We start from the raw sequence: 18,921 nt of genomic DNA, 5'->3' as shown, positions 1-18,921 counted from the left end.
CGGCGGGCCCCTCGTGGCAGACGAACAGCCGGCCCCGGCGTCAGCTCAGGTGGGAGCGGACCTCCTGCCCCGCTTCATCCCCGTACGCCTTCACGAACCGCTCCATGAAGTGCGCCCGCCGCAGCTGGTACTCCTGCGTACCCACGGTCTCGATGACGAGCGTCGCCAGCATGCAGCCCACCTGGGCGGCACGCTCGAGCGAAACACCCCAGGCCAGACCCGAAAGGAACCCGGCACGGAAGGCGTCGCCGACACCCGTCGGGTCGGCCTTGCGCTCCTCCTCCGGGCATCCCACCTCGATCGGGTCCTCGCCGGCACGCTCGATCCGGACACCCCGCGAACCCAAGGTGGTGACCCGGTGGCCGACCCGGCCCAGGATCTCGGCGTCGCTCCAGCCGGTCTTGGACTCGATGAGCCCCTTCTCGTACTCGTTGGAGAACAGGTACGTCGCCCCCTCCAACAGCACCCGGATCTCGTCGCCGTCCATCCGGGCGATCTGCTGGGAGAAGTCGGCGGCGAAGGGAATCGAGCGGGAGCGGCACTCCTCCGTGTGGCGGAGCATCGCCTCCGGGTCGTCGGCGCCGATGACGACCAGGTCGAGGCCGCCCACGCGGTCGGCGACGGTCTTCAGCTCGATGAGGCGGGCCTCGCTCATCGCGCCGGTGTAGAAGGAGCCGATCTGGTTGTGGTCGGCGTCGGTGGTGCACACGAAGCGGGCGGTGTGCAGGGTCTCGGAGATCCGGACCGAGTCGGTGTCCACGCCGTGCCGGTCGAGCCAGGCCCGGTACTCGTCGAAGTCGAAGCCCGCGGCACCGACCAGGATCGGCCCGGTGCCGAGCTGGCCCATGCCGAAGGCGATGTTCGCGGCGACGCCGCCACGGCGCACGTCCAGGTTGTCGACGAGGAAGGAGAGCGAAACCGTGTGCAGCTGATCCGCCACGAACTGGTCGGCGAAACGGCCGGGGAAGGTCATGAGGTGGTCGGTTGCGATGGAGCCGGTGACTGCGATGCGCACGACGGGGAATCTCCTGCGGAAGGGTGGATTGACAGTTCACGCTACCCCGCTCGGCACGTGCGCTGTAGCTGGCGAAACTACCCGATAGTAGATCTTTCTTCGCGCCCGGAGCAGGCCTACGGTGCGGTCATGACGAACCTCAAGTCTCGCCCCACCGTCCCCGCCGGCCTCGGGAGTGACCTCGAGGGCGATCTCGCCGTGCTGCGCGGCGACTGCGCCCGGATGGCTCCGCACTGGACGGTTCCCGAGCGCGCCGAGTCCCGGCAGCCGGTGCCGCTGTCCCTGATCCACGGGGTGACCGTGCCGGCGAGGTCCGCGCGGCTGCTGGACGCGATGTCGGACTACGGCGACTGACGCGCGGGCGCGTAGCGCAGGGAACCGCACGCTCCCCTCCCGCGTCCCATCGCCGTCCCCCACGCAGGGGATGCGGGATACGACCAGCGAGGAGCGATGCGGTGAACACCGAGCGACCCGAGGACCGCGAGCACCCCGAGGGCTCCGAGCACACCGAGAGCGCGGGAGGGGCCGGGAGCGCGGCGAGCCCGGAGCCGGGTCCCGGGGACTCCGGGAAGTCCGAGTCGGCGAGCACGCCGACACCTGGCCCAGATGGCACGGAGGGCGCCGACGGCACGGAGGGCGGGCCGGGCGGGCGGCGCCGGTCGCGGCTCGCCGTGGTCTCCGTCGCCGCCGCTGTGCTGCTGGTCGGCGGCGGTGGCGCCTATCTCACGGCGAGCGGTCGTACGACCGGGGCCGGAGCGGACGGCGGCGGCGCCACTCCCCCGCCGCTCGCGCTGGACGCTCCGGGCGAGCCGGACCCGTACGGCGCGACGTACGTCGCCCACGGTGACCTTCCGGCCGGCCCCGGCTCCGCGCCGGTGTACGTACCGAAGGGCGAGGTCGGCAAGGACGCGGTGGCCCGGCTGGCCAAGGCGCTGGGCGTCGACGGCACGCCGGTGGCCGAGGGAGCGATCTGGCGGGTCGGCGGCAAGGACGGCTCCGGCCCCAGCCTCCAGGTGAACCGGGACGCGCCGGGCAGCTGGACCTACAGCCGGTACGCGCCCGGCACCGACGACTGTGGGAAGGGTGTCCTGTGCGCGCATGACCCGATGGCTCCCGCCGGGGCTCCGGTGAGCGTGGCGAAGGCGACCGAGGCCGCCACTCCGGTGCTGAAGGCGGCGGGGCTGGACGACGCGAAGATCGACGCCAGCCAGGTCATGGGCGCCCAGCGGGTGGTCAACGCCGAGCCGGTGGTCGGCGGGCTGCCGACGTACGGCTGGACGACCGGCCTGACCGTGGACCGGCAGGGCGAGCTGGTCGGCGGCCACGGGCTGCTCGGGGCTCCGGTGAAGAGCGACACGTATCCCGTGCTGAGCGCCGCGAAGACGCTGAAGCTGATGAACGCGGCGCCGAAGGGCGACCACCGGATGGGCATCGGCGGCTGTGCCACTCCGATGCCGCTGAAGGACCGGCTGGAGCAGCCCTGCGGGGCGTCCACGGGGGCGCCGGAGCGGGACACGGTCACCGTGGGGAAGGCGGTGTTCGGGCTGGCCTCGCGGTCCGTGGCCGGGCGGCAGACGCTGGTGCCGTCCTGGCTGTTCGAGGTGCGGGAGCCGGCCGGCGAGGGCGCGTCGACGGTTTCGTATCCGGCGGTCGATCCGCGGTACGTGGCGTCGGCGAAGACGGCTGCCCCCGGCGGGCCGAGCACGGCTCCGAAGCCGCACACCGTGAAGGTCACCGGCTACACGGCCGAGGACCGGGAGCTGACCGTGAGCTTCTACGGCGGGGTGTGCGCGGATTACTCGGTGGCGGCGAAGGAGAGCGGCGAGCGGGTGACCGTGACCGTCACCGAGCACCCCTGGCCGGACAAGGTGTGCGTGCTGATCGCCAAGGAGTACGTGAAGACGGTACGGCTGGCTGCGCCGCTCGGCGGGCGGAGCGTGGTCGGCGCGGATGGCCGGCGGATTCCCCAGGCCGCTCTGCGGGGAGGGCGGTGACGGGCGCGCCGCGGCCCGCGCGGGACGAAAAGGCGGCCCCCGGTGCGGGGGCCGCCTTTCTCAAACCGTCAGGCCGTAGCCCTCGGCTCAGCTGAAGGAGTCGCCGCAGGCGCAGGAGCCGGTCGCGTTCGGGTTGTCGATCGTGAAGCCCTGCTTCTCGATCGTGTCCACGAAGTCAACGGTGGCGCCGCCCAGGTACGGAGCGCTCATGCGGTCCGTGACGACCTTGACCCCGCCGAAGTCCTTCTCCACGTCACCGTCGAGCGAGCGCTCGTCGAAGAAGAGCTGGTAGCGCAGGCCGGAGCAGCCGCCGGGCTGGACGGCGACACGCAGCGCGAGGTCGTCGCGGCCTTCCTGGTCGAGCAGGGCCTTGACCTTGGCCGCGGCGGCGTCGGTCAGGATGATGCCGTCGGTGACGGTGCTGGTCTCGTCCGATACGGACATCTACATCTCTCCCGGGTTGTACGGAGACTGCTTGCCGACGAGTGCAACCGGCGCTTCCGCGGATTCATTCCGGGCCGGGCAGTCACGTTGTCGCGTTTTGCTTCGTTCTTCATGCTCGCACATGGCCGGGAAGGCGGACAGCGGCCTGTAGAGGGAGCCGGGCGGGATTCACGTCACATCGACGTTATGGCCATCGTCAAAGTGACGTGAACCAGTTATGATAGATAGCGTCAGTTAGACGAAAAGTAGAAAGGGTGCGTGTCGTGACCACCGCCCAGACCCAGGAGCTCGACGTACAGCCGACTCCGCTCGCCCTGCTGCTGCTCGGCCGCGAGGCCGACCCGAAGAGCGAGCGGGGCGTCGAGTGTCCCGGTGACCTGCCCTCGCCGTCCGACCCCGACCTGGTCGAGCGCGCCCGCGCGGCCAAGGAGAAGCTCGGCGACAAGGTCTTCGTGCTCGGTCACCACTACCAGCGCGACGAGGTCATCCAGTTCGCCGACGTCACGGGTGACTCCTTCAAGCTGGCCCGGGACGCGGCCGCGCGGCCGGAGGCCGAGTACATCGTCTTCTGCGGTGTGCACTTCATGGCCGAGTCCGCGGACATCCTCACCTCCGACGAGCAGAAGGTCGTCCTGCCCGACCTCGCCGCCGGCTGCTCGATGGCCGACATGGCGACGGCCGAGCAGGTCGCGGAGTGCTGGGACGTCCTGACGGAGGCCGGGATCGCCGAGCAGGTGGTCCCCGTCTCGTACATGAACTCCTCGGCCGACATCAAGGCGTTCACCGGCAAGCACGGCGGCACCATCTGCACCTCGTCCAACGCCAAGCGCGCCCTCGACTGGGCTTTCGAGCAGGGGGAGAAGGTCCTCTTCCTGCCGGACCAGCACCTCGGCCGCAACACCGCGGTGCGGGACATGGGCATGTCCCTGGACGACTGCGTGGTCTACAACCCGCACAAGCCGAACGGCGGTCTCACGGCCGACGAGCTGCGGGCCGCGAAGATGATCCTGTGGCGCGGCCACTGCTCGGTCCACGGCCGCTTCAGCCTGGACTCGGTCAACGACGTGCGCGAGCGCATCCCCGGTGTGAACGTGCTGGTGCACCCGGAGTGCAAGCACGAGGTCGTGGCGGCGGCGGACTACGTCGGCTCCACCGAGTACATCATCAAGGCCCTGGAGGCCGCCCCGGCCGGCTCCAAGTGGGCCATCGGCACCGAGCTGAACCTGGTCCGCCGGCTGGCGAACCGTTTCGCGCCCGAGGGCAAGGAGATCGTCTTCCTCGACAAGACGGTCTGCTTCTGCTCGACCATGAACCGCATCGACCTGCCCCACCTGGTCTGGGCCCTGGAGTCCCTCGCCGAGGGCAACCTGGTCAACCGGATCGAGGTCGACAAGGAGACGGAGGCGTTCGCCAAGCTGGCGCTGGAGCGGATGCTCGCCCTGCCGTAGGGCTTCGGCAGCACGAACACCGAGGCTCGGCCCGCGGGAAGCGGGCCGAGCCTCGGTGTTCGCGGGGGCGCTAGACGCCGGCCGACTCCAGGACCTTCTCCTGCTTGGCCTCCCTCTTCGCCGCGCGCTTCTTCGCCCGGCGCTCCTTGCGGAGTTCGAGCATCGCGTACAGCGTCGGGACCAGGAGCAGCGTGAGCAGCGTGGACGTGATCAGGCCGCCGATCACCACCACGGCCAGCGGCTGGGCGATGAAGCCGCCCTCGACGACGGCTTCCACGACGCCGTAGCCCTGCCTGCGGTACTGGTTGATCAGGTCGATCAGCACGATCGCGTTGGTCACCACGATGCCGATCAGCATCAGCATGCCGATCATCGCCGGGACGCCCATCGGGGTGCCGGTGGCGACCAGCAGGCCGATCGCGCCCGTCGCCGCCCTCGGTGGAGGCGAGCAGCTTCTCGACCCGCTTGGCCTGCCTGTCCGTCTCGGCGAGGCCGGTGCCGGGCTTCAGCTCCTGCTTGACCGTGACGACCTCCTGCTCGCCCTGGTCGAAGAAGTTCGTCTTCAGCAGGCCGCCCATGCCGAACGTGCCCGCCAGGACCACGATCGCGATCAGCACGCTGGTCAGGCGGCGGCGCGTGGCGAAGCGCAGGACGGGGACGTAGGCGCGCCGGAGGCGGCTCCTCGCCTCCTTCTCCTCGGTCCGGCGGCGGGCCTCCGCCGCGTCCTCGGGGGCCGATCCGTAGGCCCTGGGTCCATTTCCTTATCCGGGTCCTACTCCGCCCGCAGTACGCCGGGGTGGAGACCCGCAGTACGCGCGGGTGGAGATCACTCCGTCCTCGGACGTACCAGCCCCGACTCGTACGCGATCACCACGAGCTGCGCCCTGTCGCGCGCGCCCAGCTTGGCCATGGCCCGGTTGACGTGCGTCTTCACCGTCAACGGGCTGACCTGGAGGCGCTCGGCGATCTCGTCGTTGGAGTGGCCGCCGGCGACCTGGACCAGCACCTCCCGCTCCCGGCCGGTGAGCGCGCCGAGCCGCTCGGAGCGGGCGGGGTCACGGCCGTCGTCGCCGTCGCCCTGGGCGAGGAAGCGGGCGATCAGGCCCTTGGTGGCGGTGGGGGACAGCAGGGCCTCGCCGCCCGCCGCGACCCGGATGGCGTTCAGCAGCTCCTCCGGCTCGCTGCCCTTGCCGAGAAAGCCGGAGGCGCCCGCGCGCAGCGCCTGGACGACGTAGTCGTCCACCTCGAAGGTGGTCAGGATGACCACGCGGACCTGAGCGAGGGATGGGTCTTCGCTGATCATCCGGGTCGCGGCGAGCCCGTCCGTGCCCGGCATCCGGATGTCCATGAGGACGACGTCGGGGCCCTGCTGCTTCGCCAGCCGAACCGCCTCGGCCCCGTCGGGGGCCTCCCCGACCACCTCCATGTCGGGCTCGGAGTCGACCAGCACCCGGAACGCGCTGCGCAGCAGTGCCTGGTCGTCGGCGAGCAGGACACGGATCGTCATACGGGCTCCCCCGGGGCCGTCGTACGGGTCTCAATCGGTACGGGTCAATCGGTACGGGTCTTGAGGGGCAGGATCGCATGGACGCGGAAGCCGCCGCCGTAGCGGGGTCCGGTGGTGAGGGTGCCGCCGAGGGCGGTGACCCGCTCACGCATGCCGAGCAGCCCGTGCCCGCCGCCCGCCCCGGGCCGACCGTCCGCGCCCGCGCCGTTGTCCAGCACGGTGACCTCGATGTCCGTCCCCACCCGTACGACGCTGACCTCGGCCTTGGCCTCGGATCCGGCGTGCTTTTGCACGTTGGTCAGGGCCTCCTGGACGATCCGGTAGGCGGCCAGGTCGACGGCGGCGGGCAGTTCGGTGCCCTGGTCGGCGCGGGCCACCTCCACCGGCAGGCCCGCGTTGCGGAAGGTGTCGGCCAGCTCCTCGAGGCGGCTGAGGCCGGGAGCGGGTTCGGTCGGGGCCTCGGGGTCGCCGGACTGGCGGAGCAGGCCGACGGTGGCGCGCAGTTCGTCGAGGGCGGAGCGGCTGGCCTCGCGGACGTGGGCGAGGGCCTCCTTGGCCTGGTCGGGCCGCTTGTCCATGACGTGTGCGGCCACGCCTGCCTGCACGTTCACCAGGGCGATGTGATGGGCGACGACATCGTGCAGATCGCGGGCGATGCGCAGCCGCTCCTCGGCGACCCGGCGGCGGGCCTCCTCCTCCCGGGTGCGTTCGGCTCTCTCCGCGCGCTCCCGGATGGCCTGGACGACCGCGCGCCGGCTGCGTACGGCGTCCCCGGCGGTGGCACCGATGCCGGTCCAGGCCAGCACGCCGATGTTCTCCTGGGCGTACCAGGGCAGCGGTCCGCCGAGCATGGCGGCGGCCGTCAGCACGGTCATGGTGAGCAGGCCGACGCGCCAGGTGGTGGTGCGGTCGGTGGTCGCGGCGACGGTGTACAGGGCGATGACGGCGGACATCGCGACGGGGGCGCGGGGGTCGCCGGTGACGCTCTCGATCACGGAGAGGGTTCCGGTGACGGCGAGGACCGTCTTCGCCGCGCGCCGACGGAAGACGAGGGTGGCCGCGGAGAGCAGCATGAGCAGGAGGCTGAGGGGGTCCGGGGTGCGGATGCCCCAGGTGACGCCGTTGGTGCCCCGGGGGGTCACGAAGGACCCCGCGATCATGCAGACCAGCACGCCTGCGGCGATGGCCGCGTCCAGCGCGAGGGGGTGCGCTTTCAGGCTGCAGCGGGCGCGGTCGAGAGTGCTCACGGGTGGAACAGTACGGGTGCTGTGCGGTGCCCCGGAACGGCGAGCACCCCGACGGTGCTACCCCGGAATCAACCCGTCGTCGGCGAGCATCTCCCGTACCTCCGCCAGCGACGCGTCCGGGGACGGGAGAATCAGCTCCGAGGGTTCCAGCGCGTCGTCCGGAAGCGGCGTGCCGAGGCGGCGGACGGCGTCCAGGAGCGCGGCGAAGGTGCGGCGGAACGCCGCCTCGTCGCCGCTTTCCATCTCCGCCAGCAGCTCGTCGTCCAGTTTGTTCAGCTCGACGAAGTGGGAGTCGTCCAGCTGTACCTGGCCCTCCCCCATGATCCGTACGATCACGTCGGCCTCCTCGGCTCGGGGTCCCGGCGCCGGACTACTGCTTGTCGAAGCGCGGGGTGTCCTGCGGCTGCTGCTGGGACTGCCCCTGCCCGGTGCCGCCCTCGATGGCCTGCTGCGGGGAGCCCCCGGCCAGCTCGGCCTTCATGCGCTGCAGTTCCAGCTCTACATCCGTACCACCGGAGATGCGGTCCAGCTCGGCGGCGATGTCGTCCTTGGCCATGCCGGTCGGGTCGTCCAGGGCGCCGGAGGCGAGCAGCTCGTCGATGGCGCCGGCCCGGGCCTGGAGCTGGGCGGTCTTGTCCTCGGCGCGCTGGATGGCCAGGCCGACGTCGCCCATCTCCTCGGAGATGCCGGAGAAGGCCTCGCCGATGCGGGTCTGGGCCTGGGCGGCGGTGTAGGTGGCCTTGATGGTCTCCTTCTTCGTACGGAAGGCGTCCACCTTGGCCTGCAGGCGCTGGGCCGCCAGGGTGAGCTTCTCCTCCTCGCCCTGGAGGGTCGTGTGCTGCGTCTCGAGGTCGGTGACCTGCTGCTGGAGGGCGGCGCGCCGGGACAGCGCCTCGCGGGCCAGGTCCTCGCGGCCGAGCGCGAGCGCCTTGCGGCCCTGGTCCTCCAGCTTGGTCGACTGCTGCTGCAGCTGGTTGAGCTGGAGTTCCAGGCGCTTGCGGCTGGTCGCCACGTCGGCGACGCCGCGGCGGACCTTCTGCAGCAGCTCCAGCTGCTTCTGGTACGAGTAATCGAGGGTCTCGCGCGGGTCCTCGGCCCGGTCAAGGGCCTTGTTCGCCTTCGCGCGGAAGATCATCCCCATACGCTTCATGACACCGCTCATGGGCTTCGCGCGCCCCCTTCTGACGGACTCCAGCTCACAGATCCTGCGACAGGACCCACAGTACGGGCCCTGACTCCATTACCGCACCGTTCGGGGAGTGATGCGCTCATCCCCAAGAACGACTGCGGACCGTATCGCTCCGGCGCAAGGAGTAGGTGAACCCCTGGCGGAACGCCCCCTCTGTCCCCCTACAGACGTCCGGTGTTGCCGGATCGTTCCCCGTCGGGCTGGGGTCCATGCCGGTGAAGCCCTTACCCTTGGGTTTTGTGTTCCGTAGCCGTGCCAAGGAAGAGAAGGCCCCCGCCGACAAGGCGCAGGTGACCCTCTCCAAGCAGCCCCGTGACCCGCAGGCCAAGAAGGGCAGGCCCACGCCCAAGCGCAGTGAGGCCCAGTCCCAGCGGCGCAGCGTGGCCAACACGCCCACCAACCGCAAGGAGGCCGCCAAGCGCCAGCGCGAGGAGCGGCGCCAGGCCCTGCAGCGGCAGCGCCAGGCGCTGGCCACGGGTGACGAGCGCTATCTGCCCGCCCGGGACAAGGGCCCGGTCCGCAAGTTCGCCCGCGACTGGGTGGACTCCCGGTTCAACGTGGCGGAGTTCTTCCTGCCGCTGGCCGTCGTCATCCTCGTGCTGAGCGTGGTGCGGGTGCCGGCGATCCAGTCGATCGCGCTGCTGCTGTGGCTGGTGGTGATCGTGCTGATCGTGGTGGACGCGGCGTTCAGCGGCTTCCGCCTCAAGAAGCGCCTCAAGGAGCGCTTCCCGGACCAGAACACGCGCGGCGCGGTCGCCTACGCGCTGATGCGCTCCCTTCAGATGCGTCGGCTCCGGCTGCCGAAGCCGCAGGTCAAGCGCGGAGAGCGGCCCTGAGCGCAGAGCCGTTCACCGGGGGCGCGGCCGACGCCTGGCTGAACAAGCTGGGCAGGCTGCGTGATGTCGTACGCCAGGAGCTGGTGGCCCGGCAGCTGGACGAGCAGATAGCCGGGCGGTTCCCGGTCGGGCAGCGGCTGCGGGTGCTCGACGTGGGGATGGGCCAGGGCACGCAGGCGCTGCGGCTGGCCCGGCTCGGCCACCAGGTGACGGGGGTCGAGCAGGACGCGACGATGATCGCCGCCGCCCGCGAGGCGCTGGCCGCGCAGCCGGAGGGCATCCGCGAGCGGGTCCGGCTGGTGCAGGGCGACGGGCGGGACACCGGTGTGCACTTTCTGCCGGGCAGCTTCGACGTGGTGCTGTGCCACGGCGTGCTGATGTACGTCGAGGAGCCCGACCCGCTGGTGGCGGGCCTGGCGAGGATGCTCGCGCCCGGTGGGCTGCTCTCCCTGCTCGTCCGTAACGGCGACGCGCTCGCCATGCGGCCGGGCCTCGCCGGGGACTGGGCGGGCGCGCTGGCCGCCTTCGACACCACCGCGTACCTCCCCCATTCTCGAATTGACTCGAACGGGGGGACCCCCATCCGCCTCGGCCTGGACGTACGGGCCGACCGGCTGGACTCCCTCACCGCCACGCTCGCCGGGATCGCGGCCCCACTGCACGCCTGGTACGGCGTCCGGGTCTTCACGGACACGGCGGCGGACGACGCCGGGATCCCCGCCGACCTGGAGACGCTGCTCGCGGCCGAGGAGCGGGCCGGGCGGACGGATCCCTACCGCGGGGTCGCGGCGCTGCTGCACCTGTGCGGCGTACGGGGCTGAGGCCGTTCGGGTCAACAGCGCGGGCCGGGTGACCGGCGCGCGGTGAGACTCGGGGCATGGACGCTTCCCTCCGTGCCCTCCGCAGGGGCGCCGCCGCCGCACTGGTGTGCTGCGTGGCCGCCGGCTGTACCGGCACGACTTCGCAGGCCCGGCAGGACTCCGCGACCGAGCGGGCGGCCGTGCCGATGGCCGCGGGCGATCTGCAGAGCCAGTACCAGAAGGTGATCAAGGAGGTCCTGCCGTCGGTCGTGCAGATCCAGGCGAGCCATGAGCTGGGCTCCGGGGTGGTGTACGACGGCAACGGGGACGTCGTCACCAACGCGCACGTCGTCGGGTCGGAGAAGACCTTCAAGGTGACCACGGCCAACAACGAGGCGCCGCTCACCGCGCACCTGGTGTACTCCTATCCCGAGCAGGACCTGGCCGTGATCAAGGTGGACCAGGTGCCGGACGGGCTGCGGGCGGCCGCGTTCGGCGACACCGAGAAGGTGGAGGTCGGCCAGATCGTGCTGGCCATGGGCTCGCCGCTCGGGCTGTCGTCCAGCGTGACCCAGGGCATCGTCTCGGCGACCGGGCGGACCGTCAGCGAGGTCGGCGGGGGCACGGGCGCGACCATCGGGAACATGGTGCAGACCTCGGCCGCCATCAACCCCGGCAACAGCGGCGGCGCGCTGGTCAATCTCGCCGGGCAGGTCATCGGCATCCCGACGCTCGCCGCCGCCGACCCCCAGCTCGGGGGCAGCGCGGCGCCCGGCATCGGGTTCGCCATCCCGGCGTCGATGGTGAAGACGATCGCCGACCAGGTCATCAAGCAGGGCAAGGTCGTCGACTCGGGGCGGGCCGCGCTCGGCATCACCGCGCGGACGGTCGTGGACGACCGCTACCAGCCCGCCGGGGTGGCGCTGGTCAGCGTCAAACGCGGTGGCGCGGCCGACAAGGCGGGGCTCAGGCCGGGCGACATCATCACGAGGCTGGGTGACGAGCCGATCACCACCATCACCTCCCTGTCGGTGGCGCTGGCGGCGGACAAGCCGGGCCAGAAGACGTCGGTGACGTACCAGCGGGGCGGCAGCGAGAAGAAGGCGGAGGTGACGCTGGGCGAGCAGTGAGGAGGGGTTACGACCGCGGGCCGCACCCCTCCGCACCCGGCTGCGGGGTTACGCCGCGTCGGCGTGCAGGCTCATCGGCCCGTAGATCTCCTTGTTCTCCTCGAACAGCCGCACCTGGTCGGCGCCGCCCTCCAGGAGCGCCTTCCAGTGCTCGCCGATCCAGGACTCGGCATCCCCCTGCGTGGTGAACTCCTCGGGCTGCACAGCGGGCTGGACCTCCGTCCCGTCGGCCTTCTCGAACCGCCACGTCCATGCCGTCATGTGGGCCTCCTTTGATCCAACACCTGCTGGAAGGGTATTCGCTCCGCGGGTTTGGCCGTTAGAGGCTGTGGATCAAGCGCGGGCCGGTGGGGGGCTCGCGCCCACGCGGCGGAGCCGCATGTCGATACAGCCCCGCGCCCCTATCGGGGCGCTGTGGTGAGCGGTGCCTGCCGGCACAGGTGAGAATCGGTGCGTGGAAGTGACTCTGCTCGGTACTGGTGCCCCCGCTGGGCTGCCCCGCCCCGATTGCCCCTGTGCCGCCTGTGCGAGCGCGCTCGGGCCGGACGCGCGGGCGGCGACCGCCGTGCTGGTGGACGGGGCGCTGCTGCTCGATCTGACGCCGGGTGTGGCGTTCGCGGCGGCGCGGGCCGGGCATTCGCTGGGCGGGGTACGGCAGGTGCTCCTGTCGCATCCGCACGACGGTCCGGCGGTGGAGGTGCCGGCCGGGCTGCCGCACCCCGGGCGGGTGCCGGACGGGCGGGAGTTGGCGCTGCTGACGGGGCATCGGGTGCGGGCGGTGGCGATGGACGCGGGCGGCACCGGGTACGCGGTGACCGGCCCGGACGGGCAGCGCCTGCTGTATCTGCCGCCGGGCGGCGCCCCGGCCGGTCTGGAGGAGCCGACGGCGGAGTCGTACGACATGGTCCTCGCGGACGTGGTGGGCCGCCCGGACGCGCTGGCCCGGCTGCGGGCGGTGGGCTCGGCCGGCCCGACGACGGACGTGGTCGCCGTCCACCTCGACCACGACGTGCCGCCCGGCGCGGAGTTGCGGCGCCGGCTGGCGGCGGCCGGGGCGCGGGCGGTGCCGGACGGTACGACGCTGGCGGTCGGCGCGTACGAGGACGTGCCGGACGTGCCGCGCCGGACGCTGGTGCTGGGCGGGGCGCGCTCGGGCAAGTCGGTGGAGGCCGAGCGGCGGCTCGAGTCCTTCCCGGAGGTGCTGTACGTGGCGACCGGCGGGACACGGGGCGGGGACACCGAGTGGGCGCAGCGGGTGGCCGCGCACCGGGAGCGGCGGCCGGGGTCGTGGCACACGGCGGAGACGACGGACCTGGTACCGCTGCTGGGCGAGGACGGGCCGCCGTTGCTGATCGACTGTCTGTCGCTGTGGCTGACGGATGTCATGGACCGCGTGGGGGCGTGGGACGACGCGGAGTGGGCGGGCGGGGGTGAGAAGTCGCTGCGGGAGCGGGTGCGGGAGTTGACGGAGGCGGTGCGTGGTACTCGGCGGACCGTTGTCGCCGTGTCCAACGAGGTGGGCTCGGGGATCGTCCCCGCGACCGCCTCCGGCCGCCGGTACCGGGATGAACTCGGGCGCCTGAACGCGGCGTTCGGGGCGGAGTGCGAGCAGGTTCTGCTGGTTGTCGCCGGGCAGGCGCTGGTACTGCGGGGTTGAGCGGGTGCCCCGTGCGCAGTCAGCGGACGGGCTTGCGAGCCACGATTCTGTAGGCGTTGGAGAAGGGCGAGCGGCGGACGAGCGGCGCCAGGATGTGGTCCAGTGCCGACGCCGCGGCCAGCGCCGGCGCCGCGGCGGTCCTCACCAGGGGCAGGGGGGCCAGGGCCAGGGCGACGGCGCCCGACAGGTCGTAGGGGATGTGTGGGCTGTGGCGGTCCGTGACGAGGATCGTGCAGCCCAGGGTCTCCAACTCCGCGCGTAGGTTGCCCGGCGGCAGCAGGTGCAGGTGGCGGGGCTGGCCGTACGGGAGCCACCGTCTGCCGAGCAGGGTGGCGAACGCGCAGCGCGGATCGGCGGCTTCCACGACGAGGTGGCCGCCGGGGCGCAGCACCGTCAGGGCCGCGCGGAGTTCGGCGCGCGGGTCGGGCGTGTGCTCGATGTGGCGGAACATGCTGACCACGTCGTAGCGGGCGCGCAGCCGGGCCGCCATTCCGGGGGTGGCGAGGTATCCGTGGTGGGCCTCCTCGACCCGCTCCTCCAGCTGGGCCTGCCGCACCCGGGCCGTCGGGTCCAGACCGTCGAAGCTCGTGTACGGGAAGAACTCCTTCGCCGCCTCGGGAAAGCCGCCGTGGCCCGTACCGACGTCCAGCCAGCTCTCCGGCTCGGCCAGCGCCGACAGCTTGTGCGCGAGGGCGCGGTGCCGGTGGCGCACCGCGGCGGCGGACAGGACGCGGGCGGTGAACTTCTCCAGCTGCCGTTCGTAGACGTCCCGGTGGAAGAAGGCGTGCCCTTCCGCCGTGAGCCGGGGGTTCTGGAAGGTGTGGCCGCAGTCACGGCACCGGTCGACGGCGAACGTGCCCCGGCGCTGTCGCAGGGGGTCCCTCACCCGCACCCGGGTGCGCAGCCGTGCGGAGCCGCACCAGGGGCAGTTCTCGCGGCGCGGCTCGAGAAACGGGTCGGAGGACCTCGGCATGGTGTCTCCCTGGGCGACCGACATTTCACTGCAAAACGGAACGTATGGGATCCCGATCTTGGGTGCAATGACGTTGTGGGGGTGTGGTGACCCTGTGGCGCGGAAGCGTTCGTTCTCTGGCGGTACTGTTCGGCGAATGAGCAGGCTTAATCTGGACGACTTCACCGATCTGATCGAGCGCCCGGACGGGGGCGTGCGCCGTGACGCCGAGGCCCGGCGGGAGCGCCAGATCGTGCCGCCCGGGGCGCTGGGCCGCCTCGACGAGCTGGGCGAGTGGCTGGCCGCCGCGCAGGGTTCCGTACCGGTACGGACCGTGGAGCGGCCGCGGGTGATCCTCTTCGCCGGTGACCACGGAGTCGCCGAGCTGGGCGTCTCGGCCCGGGCGGCGGGCAGTGCGGAGCAGCTGGTGCGGGCGGTGCTGGAGGGCGCGAGCCCGGTGTCCGTGCTCGCGCGGCGGCTGCAAGTGCCCGTACGGATCGTCGACATGGCCGTGGACTGCGCGCCGGACGCCTTCCCGGAGGACGTCGTACGACACCGGGTGCGGCGCGGCAGCGGCCGAATCGACATCGAGGACGCGCTCACCCTGGACGAGGCCGAGGCGGCGCTGCGCGCGGGCATCGCCGTCGCCGACGAGGAGGCCGACTCGGGTACGGACCTGGTGGTGCTCGGTGACATCAGCGTGGGCGGCACCACGGCCGCGGCGGTGCTGATCGCCGCGCTGTGCGGGACCGACGCGTCGGTGGTGACCGGGCGGGGCGGGCTCGCGATCGACGACCTGGCGTGGATGCGCAAGTGCGCGGCGATCCGGGACGCGCTCAGGCGGGCTCGGCCGGTACTCGGGGACCAGTTGCAGCTGCTGGCGACCGTGGGCGGGGCGGACCTCGCGGCGATGACCGGGTTCCTGCTGCAGTGTGCGGTGCGGAAGCTGCCGGTGATTCTCGACGGGGTCGTGGCCGCGGCGTGTGCGCTGGTCGCCCAGCGGGTCGCCTTCCGGGCGCCGGACTGGTGGCTGGCCGGGCACGACAGCGGGGAGCCGGGCCAGGCGAAGGCGCTGGATCGGATGGCCCTGGAGCCGCTGCTGGAGCAGGGGGTGAAGGTCGGCGAGGGCGCGGGTGCCTTGCTGGCGCTTCCCCTGGTGCGGAGCGCTGCCGCGCTGGCCGCCGAGTTGCCGGAGAAGCCGGAGACCGAGAAGGAGCCGGAGGAGAAGGAGTAGGTGGGTTTCGGCCGGTTCGGCACGGCCGGATTCCGCCATCCCGGCTGAGCACCGTTGCGGCGCAAAGGAGTTACCGGCCGAGTCGGCCATAAAAGAGTACGCACACCGCAGAGGCCAGAATAGTGCGGTTGGCCCGGGCGGCGCCCATATGATCCTGACCCATGGGAGATGCCCGAATTGCCGTGCCGCACCAAGCCGAGCCGGGGCGTCCGGGTGAGGAGGGGCGGCGGGCCACCGGGGCCTCCCGGCGGGCCGCCGCCTTCGCCGTCTGGTATCTGCGGACCGTCGCCTTCATCAACTTCCTCAGCGCGGTCTGGGTCTCGCTCGGGCAGGACGTGCGCCGGCACAACCAGGACGACTTCTTCACGCCGTACCTGCTGACGGCCGGCTTCGCCTCGGGCGTGTTCACCGCGTTCCTGGCGATCACCATGCGGCGCAGAAAGCGGGCCGCCTGGATCCTCAACCTCGTGCTCAGCGGGGCCTTCCTCGCGCTGTTCGCGTTCGCCATGGCGTTCCCGGAGATCCGGCGGTACGCGCAGAACTGGATCTCACTGGCGCTGACGGCCGCGTTCGTCGCCGCGCTGCTCGTGGGCCGCCGGGAGTTCTACGCCAAGGGCGACCGGTCCAACCCCCGGCTCGCGGCGACGGTCGCCATCGGCGGCGGGCTGGTGGCGAGCCTGCTGGCTGCGCTGCTGGTGACGGTCACCAACCAGGCGCCGGACGCGGCCCGTTCGACCTTCCTGGAGCGCTGGCACTACGGCGCCCTGCGCCTGGTGTCGGTGGCCGCCGACGAGTCCCGCTTTCCCGGGATCGACCCGCCGAACTGGGCGAACGTCGCGATCAACGTGCTCAGCACGATCCTCGTCCTCGCCGTGTTCTACGCCGCCTTCCGCTCCCGGCGTGCCGTCGACCCGCTCACCGAGGACGACGAGAAGGAGCTGCGGACCCTGCTGGAACGGCACGGCGAGCGGGACTCGCTGGGCTACTTCGCGCTGCGCCGGGAGAAGAGCGTGGTGTGGTCACCGACCAGGAAGGCGGCCGTCGCCTACCGGGTGGTCGGCGGGGTGAGCCTCGCCTCCGGGGATCCGCTCGGGGATCCGGAGGCGTGGCCGGGCGCGATCACGCCGTGGCTCGCGGAGGCGCGGGCACACGGCTGGATCCCGGCGGTGATGGGGGCGAGCGAGGAGGCCGGGACGATCTACGCCCGGCACGGCCTCGACGCCCTGGAACTCGGCGACGAGGCGCTCGTGGAGGTCGCCGACTTCACGCTGGAGGGCCGGGCGATGCGGACGGTCCGGCAGGCCCACAACCGGGTGAAGCGGGCCGGGTACGAGGTGCGGATCCGGCGGCACGAGGAGATCCCGGCGGACGAGATGGCGTATCTCGTCGGGCGTGCGGACGACTGGCGGGACGGGGCGACCGAACGCGGGTTCAGCATGGCGCTCGGCCGGCTCGGGGACCCCGAGGACGGTCGGTGCGTGATGCTGGAGTGCACCGACGCCGAGGGGAAGCTGCGGGCGCTGTTGTCCTTCGTGCCGTGGGGGCCGCACGGGCTGTCCCTGGATCTCATGCGCCGCGACCGGGACTCCGACAACGGGCTGATGGAGTTCATGGTCATCGAGCTGCTGCGCCGGGCCGACGAGATCGAGATCACGCAGGTCTCACTCAACTTCGCGATGTTCAGGTCGGTCTTCGAACGTGGCGCGCGCCTCGGTGCCGGACCGGTGCTGAGGCTGTGGCGGTCGCTGCTCAGCTTCTTCTCCCGCTGGTGGCAGATCGAGTCGCTGTACCGCGCCAACGCCAAGTACCGGCCCATCTGGGAGCCGCGGTTCCTGCTCTTCGAGAAGAGCGCGGACCTGCTGCGCATCGGCCTCGCCTCGGCCCGCGCGGAGGGCTTCCTGACGACAGGCCCCGCGGCGCCGGGACTGCCGAAGTGGCTGCATCGCAGACACCTGGACACGCACCGATGAGGAACGTCTATGAGCACACTGGTCCGCTGGGCCCGTGAGGAGTGGGGGCTGCTGTACGTCACCGTACGGGAGTCCCTGCTGAAGCGGCACCTGCGGGCGGTGCCGATGACGAGCGCCGCGGTGTGCCTGACGTCCCTGCTGCAGTACGTGCAGAACCGGCCGTGGGGCTATCAGTTCGTGCAGAACGTGGGCGCCGTACGGGCCGAGGACCCGCTGTGGCTCGCCCTGCTGCGCACTCCCCTGTCGTTGTTCGTCCCCGCGCTGGATCTGCCGGTGTGGGGCGCGCTGGCGCAGATCCTGCTGGTGTTCGGGATCGCCGAGATGTGCATCGGCTGGTGGCGGACGCTGGTCATCGCGTACGTCGCCACACTCGCCGGGACCCTGCACGCGCGCATCGGCATCTCGCTGGGCGCGCACGCCCCGTTCGGGCTGCCGTGGACGGACGCACAGGTCGTGGACACCGGTCCGTCGGCGGCCGTGGTGGGCCTCGCCGTGTTCGTGAGCTGGCGGTACGGCGCCTACCTCACCTCCGGCGCGGTGACCCTGGCGATGGTGGTCGAGGTGCTGGTCAAGGAGAACCTGGCGGGCAAGGAGCACCTGGCCGCGCTGATGGCGGTGGGGGCGCTGTGCCTGCTGGTGGCGGTACGGCATCGCCACGGGCACCGGCTGCGCCGCAAGCCGCCTGCGGACGTACGGCCGGCAGGTGCGGCAGGTGCGGCAGCGTCAACGGCGGTCGGACAGCCGGGCCGGGCGCGGATCGGGCCTGCCGCCGATCAAATCCTGAAGGACGCGGCGCGGCCGGGCCCAGCGGCGGTCGTGGCGGTAGGCGCGCAGGGCGGCCTTGGCGCGGGCACGGGGACGGCGGCCGTAGAAGCGGCGGGCCCACGGGGAGTCGGGGCGGGCCAGCCGGACGGCGCCCACCAGCGCGACCAGCGGCACGATCGCCCCGAAGACCGCGAGGCGCGCCTTGCCCTTGCTCAGGGCGATCAGCGCGAAGAGGAAGTTCATGCCGAGGGTGCTGAGGGCGCTGCCCCGGTCCTGCAGCTCCTGCGGACTCAGGTCGTTGACACCGAACGGGGAGAAACCGGCGAGCAGCAGCCCGACGAGCGCGGCGGTGAGCACGACGACCTCGACGCTCTTGCGGCCCTCCTCGCTCCAGTAGACGTCGTCCAGGTGCAGGATCAGCGCGAACTCGTCCAGGACCAGCCCGGCACCCATGCCGAACAGCACGGCGGCGACGGCACCGCCCACGCCGTGCCGGTCGCTGGCGACCGCGCCGAACCCGCCGACGAGGGTGAGGACGATCCCGGGCACGACGTGGTGGATGTGCAGCCCGCCCGCCCTGACGTTGCGGAACCGGCCCTTGCCAGCCCGGATCAGCCGGGTGATCGCCCGGGTGACCGCGAACGTGAACACGAAGGCGGCGAGGGCGAGCAGCAGCGGGAGCTTGCCCGGTTCGACGATGTTCCGTAGCCACCAGTGCCCCATATGCGCACCA

18 protein-coding genes and 2 pseudogenes are annotated in these 18,921 nt (G+C 71.9%); 10 read left to right on the top strand and 10 right to left on the bottom strand.

What is annotated here, in order from left to right:
- Window positions 1-40 precede the first annotated feature (40 nt).
- A complete protein-coding gene (locus ACWC0C_RS20610) occupies window positions 41-1,015 on the bottom strand; it encodes a carbohydrate kinase family protein (protein ID WP_450865182.1) in 975 nt (324 codons plus the stop codon).
- 129 nt (window positions 1,016-1,144) lie between these two features.
- On the opposite strand from ACWC0C_RS20610, the gene ACWC0C_RS20605 reads away from it, so the two are divergent.
- Together ACWC0C_RS20605 and ACWC0C_RS20600 are read left to right on the top strand one after the other, a co-directional pair.
- Window positions 1,145-1,369: a hypothetical protein gene (locus ACWC0C_RS20605; RefSeq protein ID WP_449198301.1), complete on the top strand. Its 225-nt coding sequence runs from the start codon at window positions 1,145-1,147 to the stop codon at window positions 1,367-1,369.
- Between the two features lie 101 nt (window positions 1,370-1,470).
- A complete protein-coding gene (locus tag ACWC0C_RS20600) occupies window positions 1,471-3,009 on the top strand; it encodes a hypothetical protein (RefSeq protein ID WP_450865181.1) in 1,539 nt (512 codons plus the stop codon).
- A gap of 87 nt (window positions 3,010-3,096) precedes the next feature.
- Here the strand turns inward: ACWC0C_RS20600 and ACWC0C_RS20595 are convergent, their stop codons facing one another.
- The gene (locus tag ACWC0C_RS20595; protein ID WP_076089244.1) at window positions 3,097-3,453 is read right to left on the bottom strand and encodes an iron-sulfur cluster assembly accessory protein; all 357 of its coding nucleotides are present in this window, start codon (window positions 3,451-3,453) and stop codon (window positions 3,097-3,099) included.
- A 263-nt stretch (window positions 3,454-3,716) separates the two neighbouring features.
- On the opposite strand from ACWC0C_RS20595, the gene nadA reads away from it, so the two are divergent.
- Window positions 3,717-4,901 (top strand): quinolinate synthase NadA, encoded by a 1,185-nt coding sequence (gene nadA, locus ACWC0C_RS20590; protein WP_449198299.1) that lies wholly within the window; start codon window positions 3,717-3,719, stop codon window positions 4,899-4,901.
- Window positions 4,902-4,971: 70 nt separating this feature from the next.
- Here the strand turns inward: nadA and ACWC0C_RS20585 are convergent.
- From ACWC0C_RS20585 to ACWC0C_RS20565, 5 genes and pseudogenes are all read right to left on the bottom strand, one after another.
- Window positions 4,972-5,650: pseudogene (locus ACWC0C_RS20585) on the bottom strand (efflux RND transporter permease subunit); the annotation flags it as partial.
- 77 nt (window positions 5,651-5,727) lie between these two features.
- On the bottom strand, window positions 5,728-6,408 hold the full coding sequence (locus ACWC0C_RS20580; protein ID WP_450865180.1) for a response regulator: 681 nt from the start codon (window positions 6,406-6,408) through the stop codon (window positions 5,728-5,730).
- Between the two features lie 44 nt (window positions 6,409-6,452).
- A complete protein-coding gene (locus ACWC0C_RS20575) occupies window positions 6,453-7,655 on the bottom strand; it encodes a sensor histidine kinase (protein WP_450865179.1) in 1,203 nt (400 codons plus the stop codon).
- 57 nt (window positions 7,656-7,712) lie between these two features.
- The gene (gene pspAA, locus ACWC0C_RS20570; RefSeq protein ID WP_450865178.1) at window positions 7,713-7,991 is read right to left on the bottom strand and encodes a PspA-associated protein PspAA; all 279 of its coding nucleotides are present in this window, start codon (window positions 7,989-7,991) and stop codon (window positions 7,713-7,715) included.
- A gap of 34 nt (window positions 7,992-8,025) precedes the next feature.
- A complete protein-coding gene (locus tag ACWC0C_RS20565; protein WP_449198295.1) occupies window positions 8,026-8,817 on the bottom strand; it encodes a PspA/IM30 family protein in 792 nt (263 codons plus the stop codon).
- A gap of 266 nt (window positions 8,818-9,083) precedes the next feature.
- On the opposite strand from ACWC0C_RS20565, the gene ACWC0C_RS20560 reads away from it, so the two are divergent.
- The 3 genes from ACWC0C_RS20560 (at window position 9,084) to ACWC0C_RS20550 (ending at window position 11,610) form a co-directional block, all read left to right on the top strand.
- Window positions 9,084-9,680, top strand: a complete 597-nt coding sequence (locus tag ACWC0C_RS20560) for a DUF3043 domain-containing protein (RefSeq protein WP_449198294.1) — start codon at window positions 9,084-9,086, stop codon at window positions 9,678-9,680.
- Window positions 9,681-9,763: 83 nt separating this feature from the next.
- Window positions 9,764-10,501: a class I SAM-dependent methyltransferase gene (locus tag ACWC0C_RS20555; protein ID WP_449198293.1), complete on the top strand. Its 738-nt coding sequence runs from the start codon at window positions 9,764-9,766 to the stop codon at window positions 10,499-10,501.
- 56 nt (window positions 10,502-10,557) lie between these two features.
- Window positions 10,558-11,610, top strand: a complete 1,053-nt coding sequence (locus ACWC0C_RS20550) for a S1C family serine protease (protein WP_450865177.1) — start codon at window positions 10,558-10,560, stop codon at window positions 11,608-11,610.
- Window positions 11,611-11,658: 48 nt separating this feature from the next.
- On the opposite strand, the gene ACWC0C_RS20545 is transcribed toward ACWC0C_RS20550, so the two are convergent.
- The gene (locus tag ACWC0C_RS20545) at window positions 11,659-11,871 is read right to left on the bottom strand and encodes a hypothetical protein (protein ID WP_449198291.1); all 213 of its coding nucleotides are present in this window, start codon (window positions 11,869-11,871) and stop codon (window positions 11,659-11,661) included.
- Window positions 11,872-12,064: 193 nt separating this feature from the next.
- Between ACWC0C_RS20545 and ACWC0C_RS20540 the strand changes: the two genes are divergently transcribed.
- On the top strand, window positions 12,065-13,267 hold the full coding sequence (locus tag ACWC0C_RS20540) for a bifunctional adenosylcobinamide kinase/adenosylcobinamide-phosphate guanylyltransferase (protein ID WP_449198290.1): 1,203 nt from the start codon (window positions 12,065-12,067) through the stop codon (window positions 13,265-13,267).
- Window positions 13,268-13,286: 19 nt separating this feature from the next.
- Here ACWC0C_RS20540 and ACWC0C_RS20535 read toward each other — a convergent pair whose 3' ends face one another.
- Window positions 13,287-14,240: a class I SAM-dependent methyltransferase gene (locus ACWC0C_RS20535; RefSeq protein WP_449198289.1), complete on the bottom strand. Its 954-nt coding sequence runs from the start codon at window positions 14,238-14,240 to the stop codon at window positions 13,287-13,289.
- Between the two features lie 136 nt (window positions 14,241-14,376).
- On the opposite strand from ACWC0C_RS20535, the gene cobT reads away from it, so the two are divergent.
- The 3 genes and pseudogenes from cobT to ACWC0C_RS20520 form a co-directional block, all read left to right on the top strand.
- Window positions 14,377-15,453, top strand: a complete 1,077-nt coding sequence (cobT, locus tag ACWC0C_RS20530) for a nicotinate-nucleotide--dimethylbenzimidazole phosphoribosyltransferase (RefSeq protein ID WP_450865176.1) — start codon at window positions 14,377-14,379, stop codon at window positions 15,451-15,453.
- 161 nt (window positions 15,454-15,614) lie between these two features.
- Window positions 15,615-17,423: a phosphatidylglycerol lysyltransferase domain-containing protein gene (locus tag ACWC0C_RS20525; RefSeq protein ID WP_450865175.1), complete on the top strand. Its 1,809-nt coding sequence runs from the start codon at window positions 15,615-15,617 to the stop codon at window positions 17,421-17,423.
- A gap of 9 nt (window positions 17,424-17,432) precedes the next feature.
- Window positions 17,433-18,077: pseudogene (locus ACWC0C_RS20520) on the top strand (hypothetical protein); the annotation flags it as partial.
- A gap of 69 nt (window positions 18,078-18,146) precedes the next feature.
- Here ACWC0C_RS20520 and ACWC0C_RS20515 read toward each other — a convergent pair.
- Window positions 18,147-18,911 (bottom strand): hypothetical protein, encoded by a 765-nt coding sequence (locus ACWC0C_RS20515; protein WP_450865228.1) that lies wholly within the window; start codon window positions 18,909-18,911, stop codon window positions 18,147-18,149.
- Window positions 18,912-18,921 lie beyond the last annotated feature (10 nt).

The organism is Streptomyces sp. NPDC001709 (genome assembly GCF_053596375.1).
Note: the sequence above shows the minus strand (reverse complement) of the source record. Positions and strands in the feature narration are given on the sequence as shown.

Coding starts and splice junctions, on each gene's coding strand:
- ACWC0C_RS20565 (WP_449198295.1), bottom strand. CDS start 8,817: ATGAGCGGTGTCATGAAGCGTATGGGGATGATCTTCCGCGCGAAGGCG.
- ACWC0C_RS20605 (WP_449198301.1), top strand. CDS start 1,145: ATGACGAACCTCAAGTCTCGCCCCACCGTCCCCGCCGGCCTCGGGAGT.
- ACWC0C_RS20580 (WP_450865180.1), bottom strand. CDS start 6,408: ATGACGATCCGTGTCCTGCTCGCCGACGACCAGGCACTGCTGCGCAGC.
- ACWC0C_RS20515 (WP_450865228.1), bottom strand. CDS start 18,911: ATGGGGCACTGGTGGCTACGGAACATCGTCGAACCGGGCAAGCTCCCG.
- ACWC0C_RS20545 (WP_449198291.1), bottom strand. CDS start 11,871: ATGACGGCATGGACGTGGCGGTTCGAGAAGGCCGACGGGACGGAGGTC.
- ACWC0C_RS20535 (WP_449198289.1), bottom strand. CDS start 14,240: ATGCCGAGGTCCTCCGACCCGTTTCTCGAGCCGCGCCGCGAGAACTGC.
- ACWC0C_RS20595 (WP_076089244.1), bottom strand. CDS start 3,453: ATGTCCGTATCGGACGAGACCAGCACCGTCACCGACGGCATCATCCTG.
- ACWC0C_RS20550 (WP_450865177.1), top strand. CDS start 10,558: ATGGACGCTTCCCTCCGTGCCCTCCGCAGGGGCGCCGCCGCCGCACTG.
- cobT (WP_450865176.1), top strand. CDS start 14,377: ATGAGCAGGCTTAATCTGGACGACTTCACCGATCTGATCGAGCGCCCG.
- ACWC0C_RS20525 (WP_450865175.1), top strand. CDS start 15,615: ATGGGAGATGCCCGAATTGCCGTGCCGCACCAAGCCGAGCCGGGGCGT.